General features: G+C 71.3%; 16 protein-coding genes. 11 read left to right on the top strand and 5 right to left on the bottom strand.

Features of this window, described 5'->3' with window-relative positions:
- Nucleotides 1-226: 226 nt before the first annotated feature.
- The 3 genes from mmpA (at nucleotide 227) to ACFY1L_RS02795 (ending at nucleotide 1333) form a co-directional block, all read left to right on the top strand.
- Nucleotides 227-373, top strand: coding sequence for a morphogenic membrane protein MmpA (gene mmpA, locus ACFY1L_RS02805; protein WP_388818896.1), 147 nt, complete (start codon nucleotides 227-229; stop codon nucleotides 371-373).
- 137 nt (nucleotides 374-510) lie between these two features.
- The gene (locus ACFY1L_RS02800) at nucleotides 511-969 is read left to right on the top strand and encodes a DUF6325 family protein (protein WP_388817109.1); all 459 of its coding nucleotides are present in this window, start codon (nucleotides 511-513) and stop codon (nucleotides 967-969) included.
- A gap of 58 nt (nucleotides 970-1027) precedes the next feature.
- On the top strand, nucleotides 1028-1333 hold the full coding sequence (locus tag ACFY1L_RS02795; RefSeq protein WP_388817106.1) for an SHOCT domain-containing protein: 306 nt from the start codon (nucleotides 1028-1030) through the stop codon (nucleotides 1331-1333).
- Between the two features lie 18 nt (nucleotides 1334-1351).
- On the opposite strand, the gene ACFY1L_RS02790 is transcribed toward ACFY1L_RS02795, so the two are convergent.
- Nucleotides 1352-2029 (bottom strand): GAP family protein, encoded by a 678-nt coding sequence (locus ACFY1L_RS02790; protein ID WP_388817103.1) that lies wholly within the window; start codon nucleotides 2027-2029, stop codon nucleotides 1352-1354.
- A 178-nt stretch (nucleotides 2030-2207) separates the two neighbouring features.
- Between ACFY1L_RS02790 and ACFY1L_RS02785 the strand changes: the two genes are divergently transcribed.
- Entirely contained in the window at nucleotides 2208-3143 is a 936-nt protein-coding gene (locus tag ACFY1L_RS02785) for a hypothetical protein (RefSeq protein WP_388817100.1), read from the top strand.
- An 83-nt stretch (nucleotides 3144-3226) separates the two neighbouring features.
- Here ACFY1L_RS02785 and ACFY1L_RS02780 read toward each other — a convergent pair whose 3' ends face one another.
- The gene (locus ACFY1L_RS02780) at nucleotides 3227-4405 is read right to left on the bottom strand and encodes a saccharopine dehydrogenase family protein (protein ID WP_388817097.1); all 1179 of its coding nucleotides are present in this window, start codon (nucleotides 4403-4405) and stop codon (nucleotides 3227-3229) included.
- Nucleotides 4406-4495: 90 nt separating this feature from the next.
- Between ACFY1L_RS02780 and ACFY1L_RS02775 the strand changes: the two genes are divergently transcribed.
- From ACFY1L_RS02775 to ACFY1L_RS02745, 7 genes are all read left to right on the top strand, one after another.
- Nucleotides 4496-4876: an MmcQ/YjbR family DNA-binding protein gene (locus tag ACFY1L_RS02775; RefSeq protein ID WP_388817094.1), complete on the top strand. Its 381-nt coding sequence runs from the start codon at nucleotides 4496-4498 to the stop codon at nucleotides 4874-4876.
- Between the two features lie 105 nt (nucleotides 4877-4981).
- Nucleotides 4982-6118, top strand: coding sequence for a CaiB/BaiF CoA transferase family protein (locus ACFY1L_RS02770; protein ID WP_388817091.1), 1137 nt, complete (start codon nucleotides 4982-4984; stop codon nucleotides 6116-6118).
- Nucleotides 6115-7257, top strand: coding sequence for an acyl-CoA dehydrogenase family protein (locus ACFY1L_RS02765; protein WP_388817088.1), 1143 nt, complete (start codon nucleotides 6115-6117; stop codon nucleotides 7255-7257). Before ACFY1L_RS02770 ends, ACFY1L_RS02765 begins: the two co-directional genes overlap by 4 nt.
- A gap of 45 nt (nucleotides 7258-7302) precedes the next feature.
- Nucleotides 7303-8517 carry an acetyl-CoA C-acetyltransferase gene (locus ACFY1L_RS02760; RefSeq protein ID WP_388817085.1) on the top strand — a complete coding sequence of 405 codons (1215 nt, stop codon included), beginning with the start codon at nucleotides 7303-7305 and terminating at the stop codon, nucleotides 8515-8517.
- A gap of 50 nt (nucleotides 8518-8567) precedes the next feature.
- Nucleotides 8568-10742 (top strand): 3-hydroxyacyl-CoA dehydrogenase NAD-binding domain-containing protein, encoded by a 2175-nt coding sequence (locus tag ACFY1L_RS02755; RefSeq protein WP_388817082.1) that lies wholly within the window; start codon nucleotides 8568-8570, stop codon nucleotides 10740-10742.
- 164 nt (nucleotides 10743-10906) lie between these two features.
- A complete protein-coding gene (locus ACFY1L_RS02750) occupies nucleotides 10907-12535 on the top strand; it encodes a thiamine pyrophosphate-binding protein (protein WP_388817079.1) in 1629 nt (542 codons plus the stop codon).
- A gap of 78 nt (nucleotides 12536-12613) precedes the next feature.
- Nucleotides 12614-13354, top strand: coding sequence for an IclR family transcriptional regulator (locus ACFY1L_RS02745; protein WP_388817076.1), 741 nt, complete (start codon nucleotides 12614-12616; stop codon nucleotides 13352-13354).
- A 19-nt stretch (nucleotides 13355-13373) separates the two neighbouring features.
- Here the strand turns inward: ACFY1L_RS02745 and ACFY1L_RS02740 are convergent, their stop codons facing one another.
- From ACFY1L_RS02740 to ACFY1L_RS02730, 3 genes are read right to left on the bottom strand one after another with little or no spacing between them, the layout of a single operon-like run.
- Nucleotides 13374-14843: a sugar ABC transporter ATP-binding protein gene (locus ACFY1L_RS02740; protein WP_388817073.1), complete on the bottom strand. Its 1470-nt coding sequence runs from the start codon at nucleotides 14841-14843 to the stop codon at nucleotides 13374-13376.
- A 1-nt stretch (nucleotide 14844) separates the two neighbouring features.
- The gene (locus ACFY1L_RS02735) at nucleotides 14845-15909 is read right to left on the bottom strand and encodes a sugar ABC transporter substrate-binding protein (RefSeq protein WP_388817070.1); all 1065 of its coding nucleotides are present in this window, start codon (nucleotides 15907-15909) and stop codon (nucleotides 14845-14847) included.
- A 34-nt stretch (nucleotides 15910-15943) separates the two neighbouring features.
- On the bottom strand, nucleotides 15944-16972 hold the full coding sequence (locus tag ACFY1L_RS02730; protein ID WP_388817068.1) for an ABC transporter permease: 1029 nt from the start codon (nucleotides 16970-16972) through the stop codon (nucleotides 15944-15946).
- Nucleotides 16973-17049 lie beyond the last annotated feature (77 nt).

The raw sequence follows: 17049 nt of genomic DNA, 5'->3' as shown, positions 1-17049 counted from the left end.
CCTCCTCCGTTCTTCGACCACCACGCCGGGTGGCAGATCGGCCCCCTCGCCTGGCAGCTCGCCACCGCGGCGCACGACCCCGCCGTACGGGACCGGATCGCGGACGTGCTCGGGGAGTGGCCGCCGGAGCCGCTCGAGGGGGGACCTGAGTACCTGGACTGAGTACCCGTACGGATGTGGGCACATGGCCGCTGTCGGCAGGCTGTGCCGCATGACGACGCACCGCATGACCTCGCACCGCGCCCCGAAGCCCCTCGCCGACCCCAACCGTCCCGTCGAGCGTGCCGTGACGGCTGCGCTGATCCTCGCCGTGCTGGCGGGGCTCGGCTGGATCGGCGGGATGATCTACACCATCGCGGGATGGTCGGTCTAGGCCCCGACGGCCGCCGACTGAACATGCAGGGGGCCGAGCCGAGTGCTGCAATGGCTGAAGGGGCTGATTTTCCGGCTGCGCTCCGGGCGACCGACGCCCGAGGTGTGACCGCGTTCCAGTCACCTTGAGGAGTGGCCATGCAGCAGGACATCGGGGACATGGGACCCGTCGACTACCTGATCGTCGAGTTTCCCGGCAGCCGTATGACGGGTGAGGGCCTGCCCCTGCTCGTCGATCTGGTCGAGCGCGGTGTCATCCGCATTCTCGACCTCGTGTTCATCCGCAAGGGCACCGACGGATCGGTCGAGGTGCTGGAACTGCGGCAGGTGGGCGATGAGGTCGATCTGACCGTGTTCGAGGGAGCCTCGTCGGGGCTGCTGGACCAGGGCGACCTGGACGACGCCGGTGCCGCGCTGGCGCCCGGCAACTCCGCCGCCGTCCTCGTGTACGAGAACGTCTGGGCCGCGCCCCTCGCCCGTGCGCTGCGGCGCAGCGGGGCCGAGATGGTGGCGAGCGGCCGCATCTCCGTGGACACGCTGCTGGCGTCTCTGGACGCCGCCGAGGCGACGACGTCCTCCGGTGGAGCCGCCCGGTGAGACCGGCCTCCGCCACCGCAGCGCCACCCCACGCACGGAGCACAGGGAGATGAGTGACATGCCAGGACTCCTTCGCGGCGTAGCCCGCACGGCCGTGGTCGCGGGGACGGCCACAGCGGTGTCCAACCGCGTCTCGCGGCGGCAGGCGGGCCGCTGGGCCGAGCAGGACCGCGAACGGCAACCCGCCTACCAGCAGGACGTCGCGCCGCCCGCACCCGCCGCGCCTGCGCCCGCGGCGTCGGAGCCGGCTGCCGACGACATGACCCGCAAGATCGATCAACTGAAGCAGCTCGGCGATCTCAAGGCCCAGGGAGTGCTCACGGAAGAGGAATTCGAGGCCCAGAAGCGCGTGCTCCTCAGCTGACGCGGAACGGCGAGAGCGTCAACTGGCCAGCTCGTAGATGCTCTTTCCGGCCAGCCACAGGCCGATCACGATGCTGCCGTACACGATCGCCTGTTCCGCGTGGCCCTGCATCCACGAGCGGAGTTCATGCAGCCTGCGTCGGGCCGATTCAGGCTTGAGCACCACGTACACCTCGGCGGCGAGCAGACTGGCGGTCGCGATGACGCAGAACGCGATCAGTACCAGCCAGGTCGTGGGGTCGGAGCCGTCGGCTTCCACCACGGTCACGGCCCCGGCAGCGACGAGTCCCCACGGCTGGAGAACGATGGCAAGCCCCGCGGCCGGCCAGATCGCGCCGCGGTCGATCCGGGCGGTCAGGGACGAGGACTTGCCCTGCGACGACGAGGCGGCGGTGGCGGACGGCTCGTGGTGAACGGGCCTTCGGCGTCGGTGGAGGCCGTACGCGAGCAGCGACACTCCGATGGCGACCTTGATCGCGAGGTTCACCGTGGACGGCGGCGACCTCGGCTCCGGAGGCTTCCCGCCGGTCAGTGTCAGGACCAGAGCGATCACCGCGACGAAACACACCATCCATCCCGCGATGAAGGCGAGCCCCGTCCGTACGCCTCTCGCAGACGCCACCACCAGGACGAACGCCATGAGCGGAAGAGGGTCCAGCGTGATGGCAAGAGCGATGAGCAGGAGGTCGAAGACCATGGGCTATCCCATCAGGCACCGTACGCTTCGAGCCTATGCAGGGCTGTAACCCGCCGCATTTCGTCTCGGGTGAGCCGCACGCGTCCATTGTGCGCCCCTTTGCGCGGCAAGGTGCCGTGGCCCGTTTCGTCGCGCACTCTGGAACGGGAAGGAGCGGCGCGATGGGGACTGGCGGCTGATGCGGCGCGAGGGCACGGGCGAGGGCGGGCGCTCGTCACGGTGGCGTGATCGTTCACGGGAACTCACGGCCCGTCTGAAAGCCGTCCACGCGCGGCTGGAGACACGATTCCCGGTCATCACGGGACTCGTCGACCGCATCGTGTCGGTGAACATCTTCGACTCCGCCACCCGCATCGCGGCGCAGTGCTTCCTGACGGCCGTCCCGTTGCTGCTCGTGCTGAGCGCGTACGCGCCGGAGACACTGCAGGACCAGGTCGTCAAATCGATCAGCACCGTCTTCGGACTGACCGGGCAGGCGAAGTCCGAGGTGAAGCACGCCTTCGCGCCCCCCGACGACGATCTGCGCCAGGCGATCGGCGTGGTGGGCGGGCTGATGGTGCTGCTGTCGGCCACCGCGGTCAGTCGCGCGGTGCAGCGGCTGTGCCGACGGGCCTGGCTGCTGCCCCGGGGCGGGACGAAGCTCGCTCCGTGGAGGTGGCTCGCATGGATCGCCCTGTGGCTCGGCGCACTGGTCGTGCAGGGGCTGGTGCACGACGGGTTCGGCCTGGGGACGTGGCTGGCGTTTCCGCTCGTCCTGGTCATGCAGGCGGCCATGTGGTGGTGGACCCAGCATCTTCTGCTGGGTGGCGTCGTCCGCTGGGCGCCCCTCCTGCCAGGGGCCGTCCTCACGGCGGTCGCGGTCGGCTGTTTGTCCGTGACCGCACACTTCTACATGCCACGAGCGCTCAACCGGGCACTGGGCGACTACGGTTCCGCGGGTTCGGTCTTCGTCCTGCTGTCCTGGCTGATCGTCGTGTGTGCGGCCGTCGCCGGCTGCCTCAGCGTGGGCGCCGTACTGTCCCAGGAGCCCTTCCTGAGGCGCCGCCTCGGAACCCCGACGTCGCCACCCGGACAGGGCACCGCTCCGGACCCCCTCGCGCCACGGGAGTCCTGAGCGCCCGGCGAGAGCGCGTCGCGGAACGACGCCGTGTCAGGCGCGCCGGTCCCGCTCGCGCCTGCGGCCTCTGCAGTCCGAATTCACCGGCTCGACGCCACCCGAAAGGTGATCCCCGCCCGCCGCAGCCGTTCCGTGAGCGCGTCGCCCATCGCGACCGCCGTGGTGACCTGGCCGGCCGTCGGCGGAAGGTCGTCGAAGGCCAGCGACAGGGCCGACTCGGCGAACATCTTGGCCGTCTCGTCGTAGCCGGGGTCGCCGCCCGCGACCTCCGTGAGCACCCGCCGGCCGCCGCCCTCGCCGACGAAGCGGACCTTGAACCAGCTCTTCGCACGCTTCTGCGGGCTCGGCCCGTCCCCGGGCTTGAGCCGGTCCGACAACCAGCGCCGGGCAGGCGGCAGTTGGGCGGCCGCGAACACACCGCCCGCGGCCGCGATCCCGCCCACCGCGAACGGCAGGTGCCGCACCGCCGCGTAGTGCCGGTAGCGGAAGTCGGGGCCGTAGCGCTCCAGGGCCTGCGCGGAGCGGCGCACGATCTGCGGGTCGATCGTCGGCAGCGGCAGCGCCCACGCGCCGACCTCCTTCGCGAACCGCGGCGCACCCGTGGGCGCGGTGGCCCGCCTGCCCACCAGACGCGGCTCGTGCCGCTTCCGGTCCCGCTCGGCGGCCCACATCGGACGCACCCGCGAGAACTGGTTGAGCGCCGACGCGAACGTACCGCCCGAGAAGGTGGCGTCGGCGGTGACGAATCCGTCGACCGTCAGGGGTACGCCCTCCGGGAGCTGTCGCACGGTGAAGTACGCGCCCAGGTCGTGCGGGACGGAGTCGAACCCGCAGGCGTGCACCAGGCGCGCGCCCGTCTCACGCGCGCGTGCGTCGTGCCGGACGTACGTCAGGTCCACGAACTCGGGCTCACCCGTGAGGTCCAGATAGTCCGCCCCCGTGTCGGCGCAGGCGGCGACGAGCTCCTCCCCGTACGTCACGTACGGGCCCACCGTCGTGGCCACCACGCGCGCGTGCTCGGCGAGTTCGCGCAGCGAGGCCGGATCGGACACGTCCGCCCGCAGCACCCCCACCTTCTCGGCACCCGGCAGCCGCCCGCGCAGCCGCTCCAGCTTCTCCTCGCTGCGGCCCGCGATCGCCCAGCGCAGCCCGTCGGGCGCGTGCGCGGCGAGGTACTCCGCGGTGAGCGCACCGACGAAGCCCGTGGCTCCGAAGAGCACGATGTCGTACGGACGGTCCGCCCTGTTCAGCCTGTTCATGACACCCCTCGCTCCGCAGCACGCGCCGTTGTCGGTGGCCGAGGCTAGCGTGAGGAGTGCGGAGCCCGACGACGAGCCCGGAGGTAAGCGGTGTCCGTGCCGAAGAACGCCCTGAAGAAATGGGAGAAGGTGCGCGAGTTCGCCCTCGGACTGCCGGGCGCCGCCGAAGAGTTCCCGTGGGGCGAGTCAGTCGCGAAGGTCAACAGGAAGGTGTTCGTCTTCCTCGGCGTCGACGACGGCACCTATCCGCTGGGCGTCACGGTCAAGCTCAAGGGCGAGGAGGCCCACGCCCACGCCCTGACCGCCCCGGGCGCCGAACCCGCCGGATATGGCCTGGGCAAGGCCGGCTGGGTCCGCATTCCGCTGGAGGAGACGGGTGCACCGGCGGCGGAGCTGCTGTGCGACTGGGTGGAGGAGAGCTACCGCGTGATCGCGCCCAAGCGGCTGATAGCCGAGCTGGACGGGCAGTGAGACCCTGATTGTCTAAGCGCTTGCTCGTTCAGGTCTTGTGTCCAGTGGAACAGGTTCTTAGCATCACTGGTGTTACATCAGTTGTGTCACGCCAATGGGGGCTGCATGACAACGGCAACGACGCCAGGACAGGGCCCGCTGACCGGCGTGCGCGTACTCGAGCTGGCCGGTATCGGACCGGGCCCGTTCGCCGCCATGCTCCTCGCCGACCTGGGCGCCGACGTCGTGCGCGTCGACCGGCCCGGTGGCCCGGGGCTGGCGATCAACCCCGAGTACGACGTCACCAACCGCAACAAGCGCTCGGTGATCATCGACCTGAAGGCCCCGGACGGCGCGGCCCGCGTCCTCGACCTCGCCGAATGCGCCGACATCCTCATCGAGGGCTACCGTCCCGGTGTCGCCGAACGGCTCGGCATCGGCCCCGAGGCCTGCCACGCCCGCAACCCGCGGCTCATCTACGGCCGGATGACCGGCTGGGGCCAGGACGGCCCGCTCGCCCAGCGCGCCGGCCACGACATCGCGTACATCGCGCTCACCGGCACCCTCGGCATGATCGGCAGCCCCGGCGAGCCGCCGCCTGCTCCCGCCAACCTCCTCGGCGACTACGCGGGCGGCTCCCTCTACCTCGTCGTCGGCGTCCTCGCCGCCCTGCACCACGCGCGCGCGGGCGGCATCGGCCAGGTCGTCGACGCCGCGATCGTCGACGGCACCGCCCACCTCTCGGCGATGATCCACGGCATGCTCGCGGCCGGCGGCTGGCAGGACCGGCGCGGCGCCAACCTCCTGGACGGCGGTTGCCCGTACTACGGCACCTATGAGACGGCCGACGGCAAGTACATGGCGGTCGGGCCACTGGAGCCGCAGTTCTACGACGAGTTCGTACGACTCCTCGACCTGCCGGAGCACGCCGAGGCCCGCAAGGACTGGACCCGCTGGGGCGACCTGCGCGAGGCCGTCGCCGCCCGCTTCAAGTCCCGCACCCGGGACGAGTGGACGTCCGTCTTCGACGGCACGGACGCGTGCGTGGCCCCCGTGCTGTCGCTGCGCGAGGCCCCTCAGCACCCGCATCTCGCGGCCCGCGGCACCTTCACTGGCCACGGCGGCATCACCCAGCCCGCACCCGCACCCCGCTTCTCCGCGACCCCCACGGCCGTACGGACCGGCCCCACGCAGCCCGGCGCCGACACCACCGACGTGGCACGCGACTGGGACGTACCCGACCTCCTGAAAGGCCTTGAATGAAGCGGCAGATCTTCGCCCCCGAGCACGACGCGTTCCGCGAGACGGTGCGCGCCTTCCTGGCCAGGGAGGTGCTGCCGTATTACGAGCAGTGGGAGAAGGACGGCATCGTCTCCCGCGACGCCTGGCGCGCGGCCGGCAAGCAGGGCCTGCTCGGGCTCGCCGTGCCCGAGGAGTTCGGGGGCGGCGGCACCTCCGACTTCCGCTACGCCACCGTGCTGGCCGAGGAGTTCACCCGCGCGGGTGCGCCCGGGCTCGCCCTCGGTCTGCACAACGACGTCATCGGCCCGTACCTCACCGGCCTCGCCACTCAGGAGCAGAAGCGGCGCTGGCTGCCCGGCTTCTGCGACGGCTCGATCATCACCGCCATCGCCATGACCGAACCCGGCGCCGGCTCCGACCTCCAGGGCATTCGTACGCACGCCGAGGACCGCGGCGACCACTGGGTGCTGAACGGCTCCAAGACGTTCATCTCCAACGGGATCCTGGCCGACCTGGTGATCGTCGTCGCGAAGACGACGCCGGAGGGCGGCGCCCACGGGCTGTCGCTGCTGGTCGTCGAGCGAGGCACGGAGGGCTTCGAGCGCGGTCGCAACCTCGACAAGATCGGCCAGAAGGCGCAGGACACGGCCGAGTTGTTCTTCCGCGACGTGCGCGTGCCGAAGGAGAACCTGCTGGGCACGCTCAACGGCGCCTTCGGCCACCTGATGACCAACCTCGCGCAGGAGCGCCTGAGCATCGCCGTCTCAGCGATCGCCGCCGCCGAGCACCTGCTGGAGATCACCACCGAGTACGTCAAGGAGCGCGAGGCCTTCGGCCGGCCGCTCGCGACCAAGCAGCACATCCGCTTCGAGATAGCCGAGATGGCCACCGAGTGCGCCGTCACGCGCGCGTTCCTCGACCGCTGCGTCGAGGACCACTCGGACGGCACGCTCGACGCCGTGCACGCCTCCATGGCCAAGTGGTGGGCGACCGAGCTGCAGAAGCGGGTCACCGACCGCTGCCTCCAACTGCACGGCGGCTACGGCTACATGACCGAGTACCCCATCGCCCGGGCCTTCACCGACGGCCGTATCCAGACCATCTACGGCGGGACCACCGAGATCATGAAGGAGATCATCGGCCGTTCCCTGCTCGGCTGAAGCCCCTACTTGCTCGGCTGACCCTCATCCCCGAAAGGCTTTCCAGTGAGCACCGAAGCGTATGTGTACGACGCGATCCGCACCCCGCGCGGCCGCGGCAAGGCGAACGGCTCCTTGCACGGCACCAAGCCCATCGACCTGGTCGTAGGACTCATCCACGAGATCCGCGACCGCTTCCCCGGCCTGGACCCGGCCGCGATCGACGACATCGTGCTCGGCGTCGTCGGACCGGTCGGCGACCAGGGCTCCGACATCGCCCGCATCGCCGCGGTCGCAGCCGGCCTGCCGGACACGGTGGCCGGCGTACAGGAGAACCGCTTCTGTGCGTCCGGTCTGGAGGCCGTCAACATGGCCGCCGCCAAGGTCCGTTCGGGCTGGGAGGACCTGGTCCTCGCGGGCGGCGTGGAGTCCATGTCCCGGGTGCCGATGGCCTCCGACGGCGGCGCCTGGTTCAACGACCCGATGACCAACCTGGCCGTCAACTTCGTGCCGCAGGGCATCGGCGCCGACCTGATCGCCACCATCGAGGGCTTCTCGCGCCGGGACGTCGACGAGTACGCGGCTCTCTCGCAGGAGCGGGCGGCCACGGCGCAGAAGGAAGGCCGCTTCGACCGCTCCGTCGTCCCCGTGAAGGACCGCAGCGGCCTCGTCGTCCTCGACCACGACGAGTTTCCGCGCCCGGGTACGACCGCCGACTCCCTCGCCAAGCTGAAGCCGTCCTTCGCGGACATCGGCGACCTGGGCGGCTTCGACGCCGTGGCGCTGCAGAAGTACCACTGGGTCGAGAAGATCGACCACGTCCACCATGCGGGCAACTCCTCCGGCATCGTCGACGGCGCCTCCCTGGTCGCCATCGGCTCCAAGGAGGTCGGCGAGCGCTACGGCCTCACCCCGCGCGCGCGGATCGTCTCCGCCGCCGTCTCCGGCTCCGAGCCGACCATCATGCTCACCGGCCCCGCGCCCGCCACCCGCAAGGCCCTCGCCAAGGCCGGGCTGACCGTCGACGACATCGACCTCGTCGAGATCAACGAGGCCTTCGCGGCCGTCGTCCTGCGCTTCGTGCGCGACATGGGCCTGTCCCTGGACAAGGTCAACGTCAACGGCGGCGCGATCGCCCTCGGCCACCCGCTCGGCGCGACCGGCGCGATGATCCTCGGCACCCTCGTCGACGAACTGGAGCGCCAGGACAAGCGGTACGGCCTCGCGACCCTCTGCGTCGGCGGCGGCATGGGCATCGCCACCGTCGTCGAGCGCATCTGAACACCCGGCGGAACCAAGAGACTTCAGAGACTTCTACGGAGACCCTCGTCATGACTCAGAGCACCACCATCCGCTGGGAACAGGACCGCACCGGCGTCGTCACCCTCGTCCTCGACGACCCGAACCAGTCCGCGAACACCATGAACCAGGCGTTCCGCGACTCCCTCGCCGTGATCACCGACCGGCTGGAGGCCGAGAAGGACTCCATCCGCGGCATCATCTTCACCTCCGCCAAGAAGACCTTCTTCGCCGGCGGCGACCTGCGCGACCTCATCCGGGTCACCCCCGAGACCGCGCAGGACCTCTTCGACGGCGGCATGGCGATCAAGCGCAACCTGCGCCGCATCGAGACCCTGGGCAAGCCGGTCGTCGCCGCGATCAACGGTGCGGCCCTGGGCGGCGGTTACGAGATCGCCCTCGCCTGCCACCACCGGGTCGCGCTCGACACCTCCGGCACCAAGATCGGCTGCCCGGAGGTCACCCTCGGCCTGCTCCCCGGGGGCGGCGGCGTGGTCCGTACGGTCCGCCTGCTGGGCATCGCCGACGCGCTGCTGAAGGTGCTGCTGCAGGGCACCCAGTACAACGCGCAGCGCGCCCTGCAGAACGGCCTGGTCGACGACGTGGCCGCCACCCCGGACGAACTGCTCGCCAAGGCGCGCGCGTTCATCGACGCCAACCCCGAGTCGCAGCAGCCCTGGGACAGGCCCGGCTACCGCATCCCGGGCGGCACACCGGCCAACCCCAAGTTCGCGGCCAACCTGCCCGCCTTCCCGGCCAACCTGCGCAAGCAGACGAACGGCGCGCCCTACCCGGCCCCGCGCAACATCCTCGCGGCGGCGGTGGAAGGCTCCCAGGTCGACTTCGAGACCGCGCAGGTCATCGAGGCCCGCTACTTCGTGGAGCTGGCCGCCGGCCAGACGTCCAAGAACATGATCCAGGCGTTCTTCTTCGACCTCCAGGCCGTCAACTCCGGCGCCAACCGTCCCAAGGGCGTCGAGCCCCGCCAGGTCCGCAAGGTCGCCGTCCTCGGTGCCGGGATGATGGGCGCGGGCATCGCCTACTCGTGCGCCCGCGCGGGCATCGAGGTGGTCCTGAAGGACGTGTCGGCGGAGGCGGCCGCGAAGGGCAAGGCCTACTCCGAGAAGCTCTGCGCCAAGGCGGTCTCCCGGGGCCGTACGACCCAGGAGAAGGCGGACGCGCTGCTGGCGCTCATCACGCCGACGGCCGACCCCGCCGACGTCGCGGGCTGCGACGCGGTCATCGAGGCCGTCTTCGAGAACCCGGAGCTCAAGCACAAGGTCTTCCAGGAGATCCAGCACATCGTCGAGCCGGACGCACTGCTGTGCTCCAACACCTCGACCCTGCCGATCACCGCGCTGGCCGAAGGCGTCGAGCGCCAGGCCGACTTCATCGGCCTGCACTTCTTCTCGCCCGTCGACAAGATGCCGCTCGTCGAGATCATCAAGGGCGAGCGGACGGGCGAGGAGGCCCTTGCCCGCGCCTTCGACCTGGTCCGCCAGATCAAGAAGACACCGATCGTCGTCAACGACTCACGTGGCTTCTTCACCTCCCGCGTGATCGGCCACTTCATCAACGAGGGCGTCGCCATGGTCGGCGAGGGCATCGAGCCCGCCTCCGTCGAGCAGGCGGCGGCCCAGGCCGGCTACCCCGCCAAGGTGCTCTCCCTGATGGACGAGCTGACGCTCACCCTTCCGCGCAAGATCCGCAACGAGTCCAAGCGGGCCGTCGAGGAGGCGGGCGGCACCTGGCCGACGCATCCCGCCGAGGCCGTCATCGACCGCATGGTCGACGAGTTCGGGCGCACCGGACGCAGCGGGGGAGCGGGCTTCTACGAGTACGGGGAGGACGGCAAGCGGGCAGGCCTGTGGCCCGGGCTGCGCGAGCACTTCACGCGCGAGGGCGCCGAGATCCCGTTCAAGGACATGCAGGAGCGCATGCTCTTCTCCGAGGCGCTCGACACGGTCAAGCTCCTGGAGGAGGGCGTCCTGACCTCGGTCGCCGACGCCAACATCGGCTCCATCTTCGGCATCGGCTTCCCCGGCTGGACGGGCGGCATCCTGCAGTACATCAACGGCTACGAGGGCGGCCTGCCGGGATTCGTGGCACGCGCGCGTGAGCTGGCAGAGCGGTACGGGGAGCGGTTCGAGCCGCCCGCGCTGCTGGTGGAGAAGGCGGAGAAGGGGGAGCGGTTCTCGGACGCGTGACGCCTGCTTCTCGAACGCCGGTCAGGCATTTTCAGCCTGTCCTGCGTTCGAGGACGAGGCCGTTCATACCGCTGAGCGACACGGCCCACTTGCCCCCGGGCCACGGGGACCCGCACGCTGACCGGCGAGCCGGTTCGCAAGGTCCCCGTCCCGAGGAGCCCCCCATGGGATACCGTCCCGCCCTCGCCGTCCTGGACATCCTGCGCGGCGAGGGCGTGGACCGCGTCTTCGGCAACCCCGGCACCACCGAACTCCCTTTCCTGGCCGCGCTGGCGGACGCCCACGGCAGCCCCGAGTACGTGCTCGGCGTCCACGAGGGCGCCGTGGTCTCCATGGCCGACGGGTACGCGCGCGGCACCGGACGGCCCGCGTTCGTGAGCCTGCACATCGCCGCCGGGCTCGCCAACGGGCTCATCGGCCTGCTCAACGCCCGCCGCTCCCGCACCCCCCTCGTCGTGACGGCCGGCCAGCAGGACCGCCGCCACCTCCAGCAGGACCCCATGCTCTCCGGCGACCTCATCGGCCTCGCCACGCCCGCGGTGAAGGCGACGTACGACGTCCAGCACGCCCGTGACCTGCCGCTCGCCCTGCGCCGCGCCTTCGCCCTGGCCGTACGACCGCCCGCCGGACCGGTGTTCCTCTCCGTGCCCATGGACGTGCTCGGCGAGGAGACGGAGGTCGAGGTCCCGGCCCGCACCCCCGCACCCCCACCCGCACCGGCCGCCGGCCTGGAACGCGCCGCCCACCTGCTCGGCGTGGCCGCCCGCCCCGTGATCGTCGCCGGCGACGGCGTGGGCCGCGAGGACGCGCTCGGTGCGCTCGTGCGTACGGCGGAGGCGTGCGGCGCGGTCGTCCACCACCAGCCCATGGCCGACTGCCTCAACTTCCCCACCACACACCCCCTCTATGCCGGGATGCTGCCGCCCCGTCACGACGCGATCCGGGCCGCCCTCGCCGAGTACGACACCGTGCTGATCGCCGGAGCGCACGCCTTCACGCCCCACCACTACACGCCCGGTCCCGCGCTGCCGCCCGGCCTCACCGTGGTCCAGCTCGACTCGGACCCGCACGAGATCGGCCGCAACTTCCCGGCGGCCGCGGGACTCGTGGGCGCGCTCGCCCCCTCCCTCCACCGCCTGGGCGAGCTTCTGCGCGACCGCGTCCCCGCCCACACCGCCAAGGCCCGCATCCTGCGCGCCGGCGAGCGCCACACCGCCGACCGCGACCGCGCCGAGTCCGCCGCCCGCGCCGCCTACTCCCCGGCCCCGCTCGCCCCCTGGGCCGCCGCGCACGCCGTCGCCCGCGGCCTGCCCCCCGACGCCGTGGTCGTCGAAGAGGCCATCACCGTCGGCCTGTTGCTCCGCCGCCTCGTCCGCCTCGACCGCCCCGGCAGCTACCTTCACACCGTCGGCGGCGGCCTGGGCTGGGGCATCGGCGCTGCCGTCGGCCGCTCGCTCGCCGAGCCCGGCAGGCCGGTGGTCGCCGTCCTCGGCGACGGCTGCACCCTGTTCGGCCTGCAGGGACTGTGGAGCGCGGCACGTCAGGCGGTCCCCGTCCTGTTCGTCGTCATGAGCAACGGCGCCTACCGCACCCTCCAGGACACCTACGAGGCGACGGGCGGCACGGGCGTCTGCCCCGGCACCGACCTGGGACAGCTGGACTTCACCCAGGCGGCCCGCTTCTTCGGCGTCGACGCGGTACGCGCGGCCGACGCGGACCACCTGCGCGAACTGGTCGCCGGGTCGGGCGAGTTGACCCGGCCGCTGCTGGTCGACGTACCGCTTCGGCAGTGATCGTCACTGGCCTCGGCGCGCGGGATTCACAGTTGCCCACGCCTTGTCACCCACCCGTGTGGCGACCACCATCGATCCATGACGGACGGTCAGCTGCCGAAGTCGGTGCTCGCGCGCGGGGTACTGCTGCTGCGTGCCTGCGGTGACTGCGACACCGCCCTCAGCCTCAATGAGCTGGCCCTGTGCACGGGGCTGCCGAAGCCCACCGCGCACCGTCTGCTCGGCGAACTGGTCCGGCTCGGTCTGGTCGAGCGCACCGAGGAGGGCAGCTACCGCATCGGGCTCGGGCTGTTCGTGCTGGGCCAGGCGGCGCCGACGGTGCGGGAACTGCGGGACGCGGCGCTGCCGTACCTCGGCGACCTGCACGAACTGACGCAGGAGAACGTGCACCTGGCCGTCCCCGACGGCGCCGACACCCTCTTCCTGGAGAAGGTCACCGGCCGCCGCGCCACCCCGATCGTCTCCCGCACCGGAGGCCGGCTGCCCGCCCACTGCACCGCCACCGGCAAGGTGTTCCTCGCCCAGGACCCGCGCCCGCCGCACCGTACGCTGCCGCGTCTCACCCCGCGCACCCTGGTTCTGCCCGGCCAGCTCGCCCGCGACCTCGCCCTGACCCGAGCCCGAGGCTACGGCGTCAACCTGGAGGAGGCCGAGGTCGGCATCTCCGCGGTCGCCGCCCCGATCTACGTCCGCGACCACGGCCCCCGCCCCGTCGCCGCGATCTCCGTCACCGGCGGCACCCGCCGCCTCGACGTCGACCGCGTCGGCGCCCGGGTGTGCGCGGCGGCCAGAGCCCTGACCCGCAAGCTCTCCGCGTGACCCGTCACGCCCGGTTCTCTCACCCCGACTCCGGCACCGTCTGCTGCATGGCCACCGCCAGCGCATGCTCCGTCAGCCGCTCCCCGTGCACCTCCTCGGTGATCCGACAGCGTACGAAGACCAACACCCGGTCGCACACCTCCGTCAGCTCCGCGAGGTCGGTGGACGCGATCAGGACGGCTGCGCCGCCCGCCGCCAACTCGCCCACGATGCGGTGCATTTCGGCCCGTACGCAGACGTCGACGCCCCGCGTGGGATCGTCGAGCACCACGATCTTCGGTTCCGTCGCCAGCCACTTGGCGAAGACGAGCTTCTGCTGGTTGCCGCCGGAGAGGCGGGCCACGATGTCGTAGGGGCCGCCGCGCAGCCGCAACCGCTCGGTCAAGTCGGCCGTGCGGCGCACCAGTTCGGACCGAGAGGGCAGTACGCCGCCGCGGCCCAGCGCCAGCCAGCTCACCGTCGTCGTGTTCTCCCACACCGTCCGGTCCGTCATCAGCCCGTACCGCTTGCGGTCGCTCGGCACGAAGGCGACGCCCGCCCGGATCGCACCCCGAAGGGAGCGCGGCAGCCCGCGGCCCGCGATGTCCACCCGCCCCGCCGAGATCGCCGTACGCCCGCACACCACCGCCAAGGCGCTGAGATGCCCCGCACCCTGCAGCCCGGCGACCCCGACCACCTCGCCCGCCCGCACGGTGAAGGTCACGTCCGTGAGCTCCCCGGGCACGCTCACCCCGGACAGCACCACCGGCGGCGGCAGGTCGACGACCGCCCGTTTCCGGCGCGCCGGCTGCTTCGGGCGCCCGCCCAGCATCGCCGTGACCAGCTCGGGCACGTCGACCTCCGTCCGGCGCACCCCGGCCAGCGCGACCCGCCCGTCCCGCAGGACCGTCACACGGTGCGCGAAGCGCATCACCTCGTCCAGGAAGTGGGTGACGTACAGGACGGCGATGCCCCGCCCGGTGAGGGTGCGCAGGACCCGTTCGAGCCGGTCGACGGCGGCGGCCGGGAGCGCGGAGGTCGGCTCGTCCAGGATCAGCAGCCGGGGGCTGCGCAGCAGTGCCCGCGCGATCTCCGTCAACTGCTGGTCGGCCAGGGGAAGTTCACCGAGCTCCATGCCGAGGTCCACGTCCAGGCCCAGCTCGGCCAGGACCGGCCGGGCCGCCCGGTCCATCGCGCCCCGGTCGAGCAGGCCGAAGCGCCGCGGTGGCCCCTGCGGGAAGAGGTTCTCGCGGACGGTCAGGTCGGGGAACAGGCTCAACTCCTGGGAGACGACGGCGATCCGGGTGTCCCGGGCCGACCGCACCGCCCCTTCATCGGCAGCCAGAGCGCCCGACACGATCCGGACGAGCGTCGACTTGCCCGCGCCGTTCTCCCCGACCAGCGCGTGCACCTCACCGCCCCGCAGCCGGATGCCGACCCCGTCCAACGCCCGTACACCGCCGTACGACTTGACCAGTCCCTGCGCCACGAGGATGTCGCCGTAGGTCATCTCAGCGGGCGTCCTTCAGGGGCTTGATGTTGGCCTTCTGGTCACCGAGGAGCTTGTCGATCGTCGGCTTGTACCAGTCGTAGGCCGCATCGGAGGACTTCTGGCGGGCGATGATCTCGTCGATGTTGGAGGAGTCGACGACACCGCCGGGGGAGAGGAACCAGCCCTCGGGCAGTTTGCCGTCCTTGTTGCGGACCGAGTCGATCAGTATCGCGGTGGAGAGATAGCCCTTGAGGAAGTGCTGCGGGTCGATGGTGACGAAGTTCGAGCCGTCCTTCACCGCGTCCAACGTCTTGGGGTCGACGTCGAAGCCGGCCGTCAGCCACTTGCCCTTCTCCGCCTTCTTGATCTTGGCGAGGTTGTAGCTGTCGGCGTCACCCACGCCGAGGAAGGCCAACGCCCTCGGGTGCGCGTTCACTTGAGCGGACCAGGAGCTGTAGTTCTGCCCGGGGTCGCTGTACGTCTGGAAGGGGCCGAGCACCTTGACGTTCGGCGCCTGCTTCTTGAACGTGTCCGCGATGCCCTTCGCCCGGTTGTCCAGCACCGGCGTCCCGGGGTTGGGCACACCGATGACGATCTGGCCCTCCGGGTCGGAGCCCAGCCGCTTCAGCGCCTCCTTCGCCATCAGCTCGCCGAGCGCGTAATTGTCGTTCCCCACATAGAAGTCGACCTTGCTGCCTTCGGTGGGCGAGGTGTCCAGGGCGACGATCGGGATGCCCTTGTCGACGGCCTGCGCGGCGGGCCGGGTGAAGATCGGCGGGTCGAGGTTCTCCAGGACGATGCCGTCCTTCGCGCGCGCGGTGAGGTTCTGGAACAGCTGCACCTCGGCCGGCCCATCCGTGTTCGGCGGCCCTACGGCCTTGAAGTTGACGTTCCCCGCGTGACTCGCGGCGCTCTCCGCGCCGAGCACCATCTCGTGGGCGAAGTTGAGGGAGATGTTGGCGACCGCGATGCCCATGTTCAGCTTGTCGCCCTTGCCGCCGGGGCTGTTGTCGCCGCAGCCCGCGGCACCGAGCAGCACCAGAGCGCCGAGCACCGCGGCGGTCGTACGGAGTCGGGGATGCATCACGGCCTCCAAGAGCCTTGCGCAGGCGGGGTGTTCACTTGCGTCGGCGTCCGGTGCGCCGCAGTGCGCTGTCGGCCGCGACGGCGACGAGGATGACCCCGCCGGTCGCGAACGACGTCCAGTTGATGGGGACTTCGAAGAACACGAGCCCCGAGGCCACGACCGAGAGGATCATCGCGCCGGCCACCGCGCCGACGACCGAACCGCGTCCGCCGGCCAGCGGGGTGCCGCCGATGATGCACGCGGCGATCGCCTGCAGCTCGTAGCCCTGGCCCAGGGTCGGGTCGCCGGCGCCGTAGAACGCGAGGGCGAGCGCGGCGGCGCACGCCGTGGTCAGCCCGGACAGGGCCAGGGCCTGCACGCGGGTGCGGACGACCGGGATGCCGCTGAACGCGGCGGCGTCGGGATTGGACCCGATCGCCCGCACCCGGGCCCCGAAACGGGTGCGGGCCAGCACCACGGCCAGCACGACGGCCACCACGAGCAGCACCCACAACGCGAAGGGCACCCCGCCGGGGTCGCCGCCCGCCACCGTGAAGAACGAGTTGTCCAGCGGCAGATCGGTGATCTGCTTGCCGTCGGCGAGCGCGAGCCCGACGCCCCGGTACAGCATCAGCGTGCCCAGCGTCACGATGAACGACGGCAGCGCGAGCAGCGTCGTCACCAGCGCGTTGAACACGCCGGCCGCGATCCCGGTCAGCAGCATCACCGGCACCGCGAGCCACGGATTCAGCCCGTCCCGCACCAGCAGTGCCCCGACCACCAGGCACATCGCATAACTGCCGCCCACCGACAGGTCGACCTCGCGCATGGCGAGCGCGAAGACCATCCCGCACGCCATCAGCGAGATGTAGACGGAGTTGTGGGCCGTGGAGAGCAGGTTGTCGGTGTCCAGGAAGTCCGGGTACGGGATGCCGATCCCGGCGATCAGCAGCCCCAGCACGAGCAGCACACCCAGCTCGTCCCGCACCAGCCGCCGGGGCAGCGGACCGATCCGGCGCAGTCCGCCACCCTGATCGCGGGCGCGCTCGGCGTCGTCCACGGCACGCTCGGTCTCGGTCATGCGACACGGCTCCCGTACGGCTGGTGCCAGGCCTGGCTGCGGCCCGTCTTGGCGTCGCCCCGCAGCGTCGGCCCCAG

Source organism: Streptomyces sp. NPDC001663, assembly GCF_042893105.1.
GTDB lineage: Bacteria > Actinomycetota > Actinomycetes > Streptomycetales > Streptomycetaceae > Streptomyces.
Note: the sequence above shows the minus strand (reverse complement) of the source record. Positions and strands in the feature narration are given on the sequence as shown.

Excerpts from the sequence above, each read along its gene's own strand:
- mmpA (WP_388818896.1), top strand. The coding sequence starts at position 227 with ATGACCTCGCACCGCGCCCCGAAGCCCCTCGCCGACCCCAACCGTCCC.
- ACFY1L_RS02800 (WP_388817109.1), top strand. The coding sequence starts at position 511 with ATGCAGCAGGACATCGGGGACATGGGACCCGTCGACTACCTGATCGTC.
- ACFY1L_RS02795 (WP_388817106.1), top strand. The coding sequence starts at position 1,028 with ATGCCAGGACTCCTTCGCGGCGTAGCCCGCACGGCCGTGGTCGCGGGG.
- ACFY1L_RS02790 (WP_388817103.1), bottom strand. The coding sequence starts at position 2,029 with ATGGTCTTCGACCTCCTGCTCATCGCTCTTGCCATCACGCTGGACCCT.
- ACFY1L_RS02785 (WP_388817100.1), top strand. The coding sequence starts at position 2,208 with ATGCGGCGCGAGGGCACGGGCGAGGGCGGGCGCTCGTCACGGTGGCGT.
- ACFY1L_RS02780 (WP_388817097.1), bottom strand. The coding sequence starts at position 4,405 with ATGAACAGGCTGAACAGGGCGGACCGTCCGTACGACATCGTGCTCTTC.
- ACFY1L_RS02770 (WP_388817091.1), top strand. The coding sequence starts at position 4,982 with ATGACAACGGCAACGACGCCAGGACAGGGCCCGCTGACCGGCGTGCGC.
- ACFY1L_RS02765 (WP_388817088.1), top strand. The coding sequence starts at position 6,115 with ATGAAGCGGCAGATCTTCGCCCCCGAGCACGACGCGTTCCGCGAGACG.
- ACFY1L_RS02755 (WP_388817082.1), top strand. The coding sequence starts at position 8,568 with ATGACTCAGAGCACCACCATCCGCTGGGAACAGGACCGCACCGGCGTC.
- ACFY1L_RS02750 (WP_388817079.1), top strand. The coding sequence starts at position 10,907 with ATGGGATACCGTCCCGCCCTCGCCGTCCTGGACATCCTGCGCGGCGAG.
- ACFY1L_RS02745 (WP_388817076.1), top strand. The coding sequence starts at position 12,614 with ATGACGGACGGTCAGCTGCCGAAGTCGGTGCTCGCGCGCGGGGTACTG.
- ACFY1L_RS02740 (WP_388817073.1), bottom strand. The coding sequence starts at position 14,843 with ATGACCTACGGCGACATCCTCGTGGCGCAGGGACTGGTCAAGTCGTAC.
- ACFY1L_RS02735 (WP_388817070.1), bottom strand. The coding sequence starts at position 15,909 with ATGCATCCCCGACTCCGTACGACCGCCGCGGTGCTCGGCGCTCTGGTG.
- ACFY1L_RS02730 (WP_388817068.1), bottom strand. The coding sequence starts at position 16,972 with ATGACCGAGACCGAGCGTGCCGTGGACGACGCCGAGCGCGCCCGCGAT.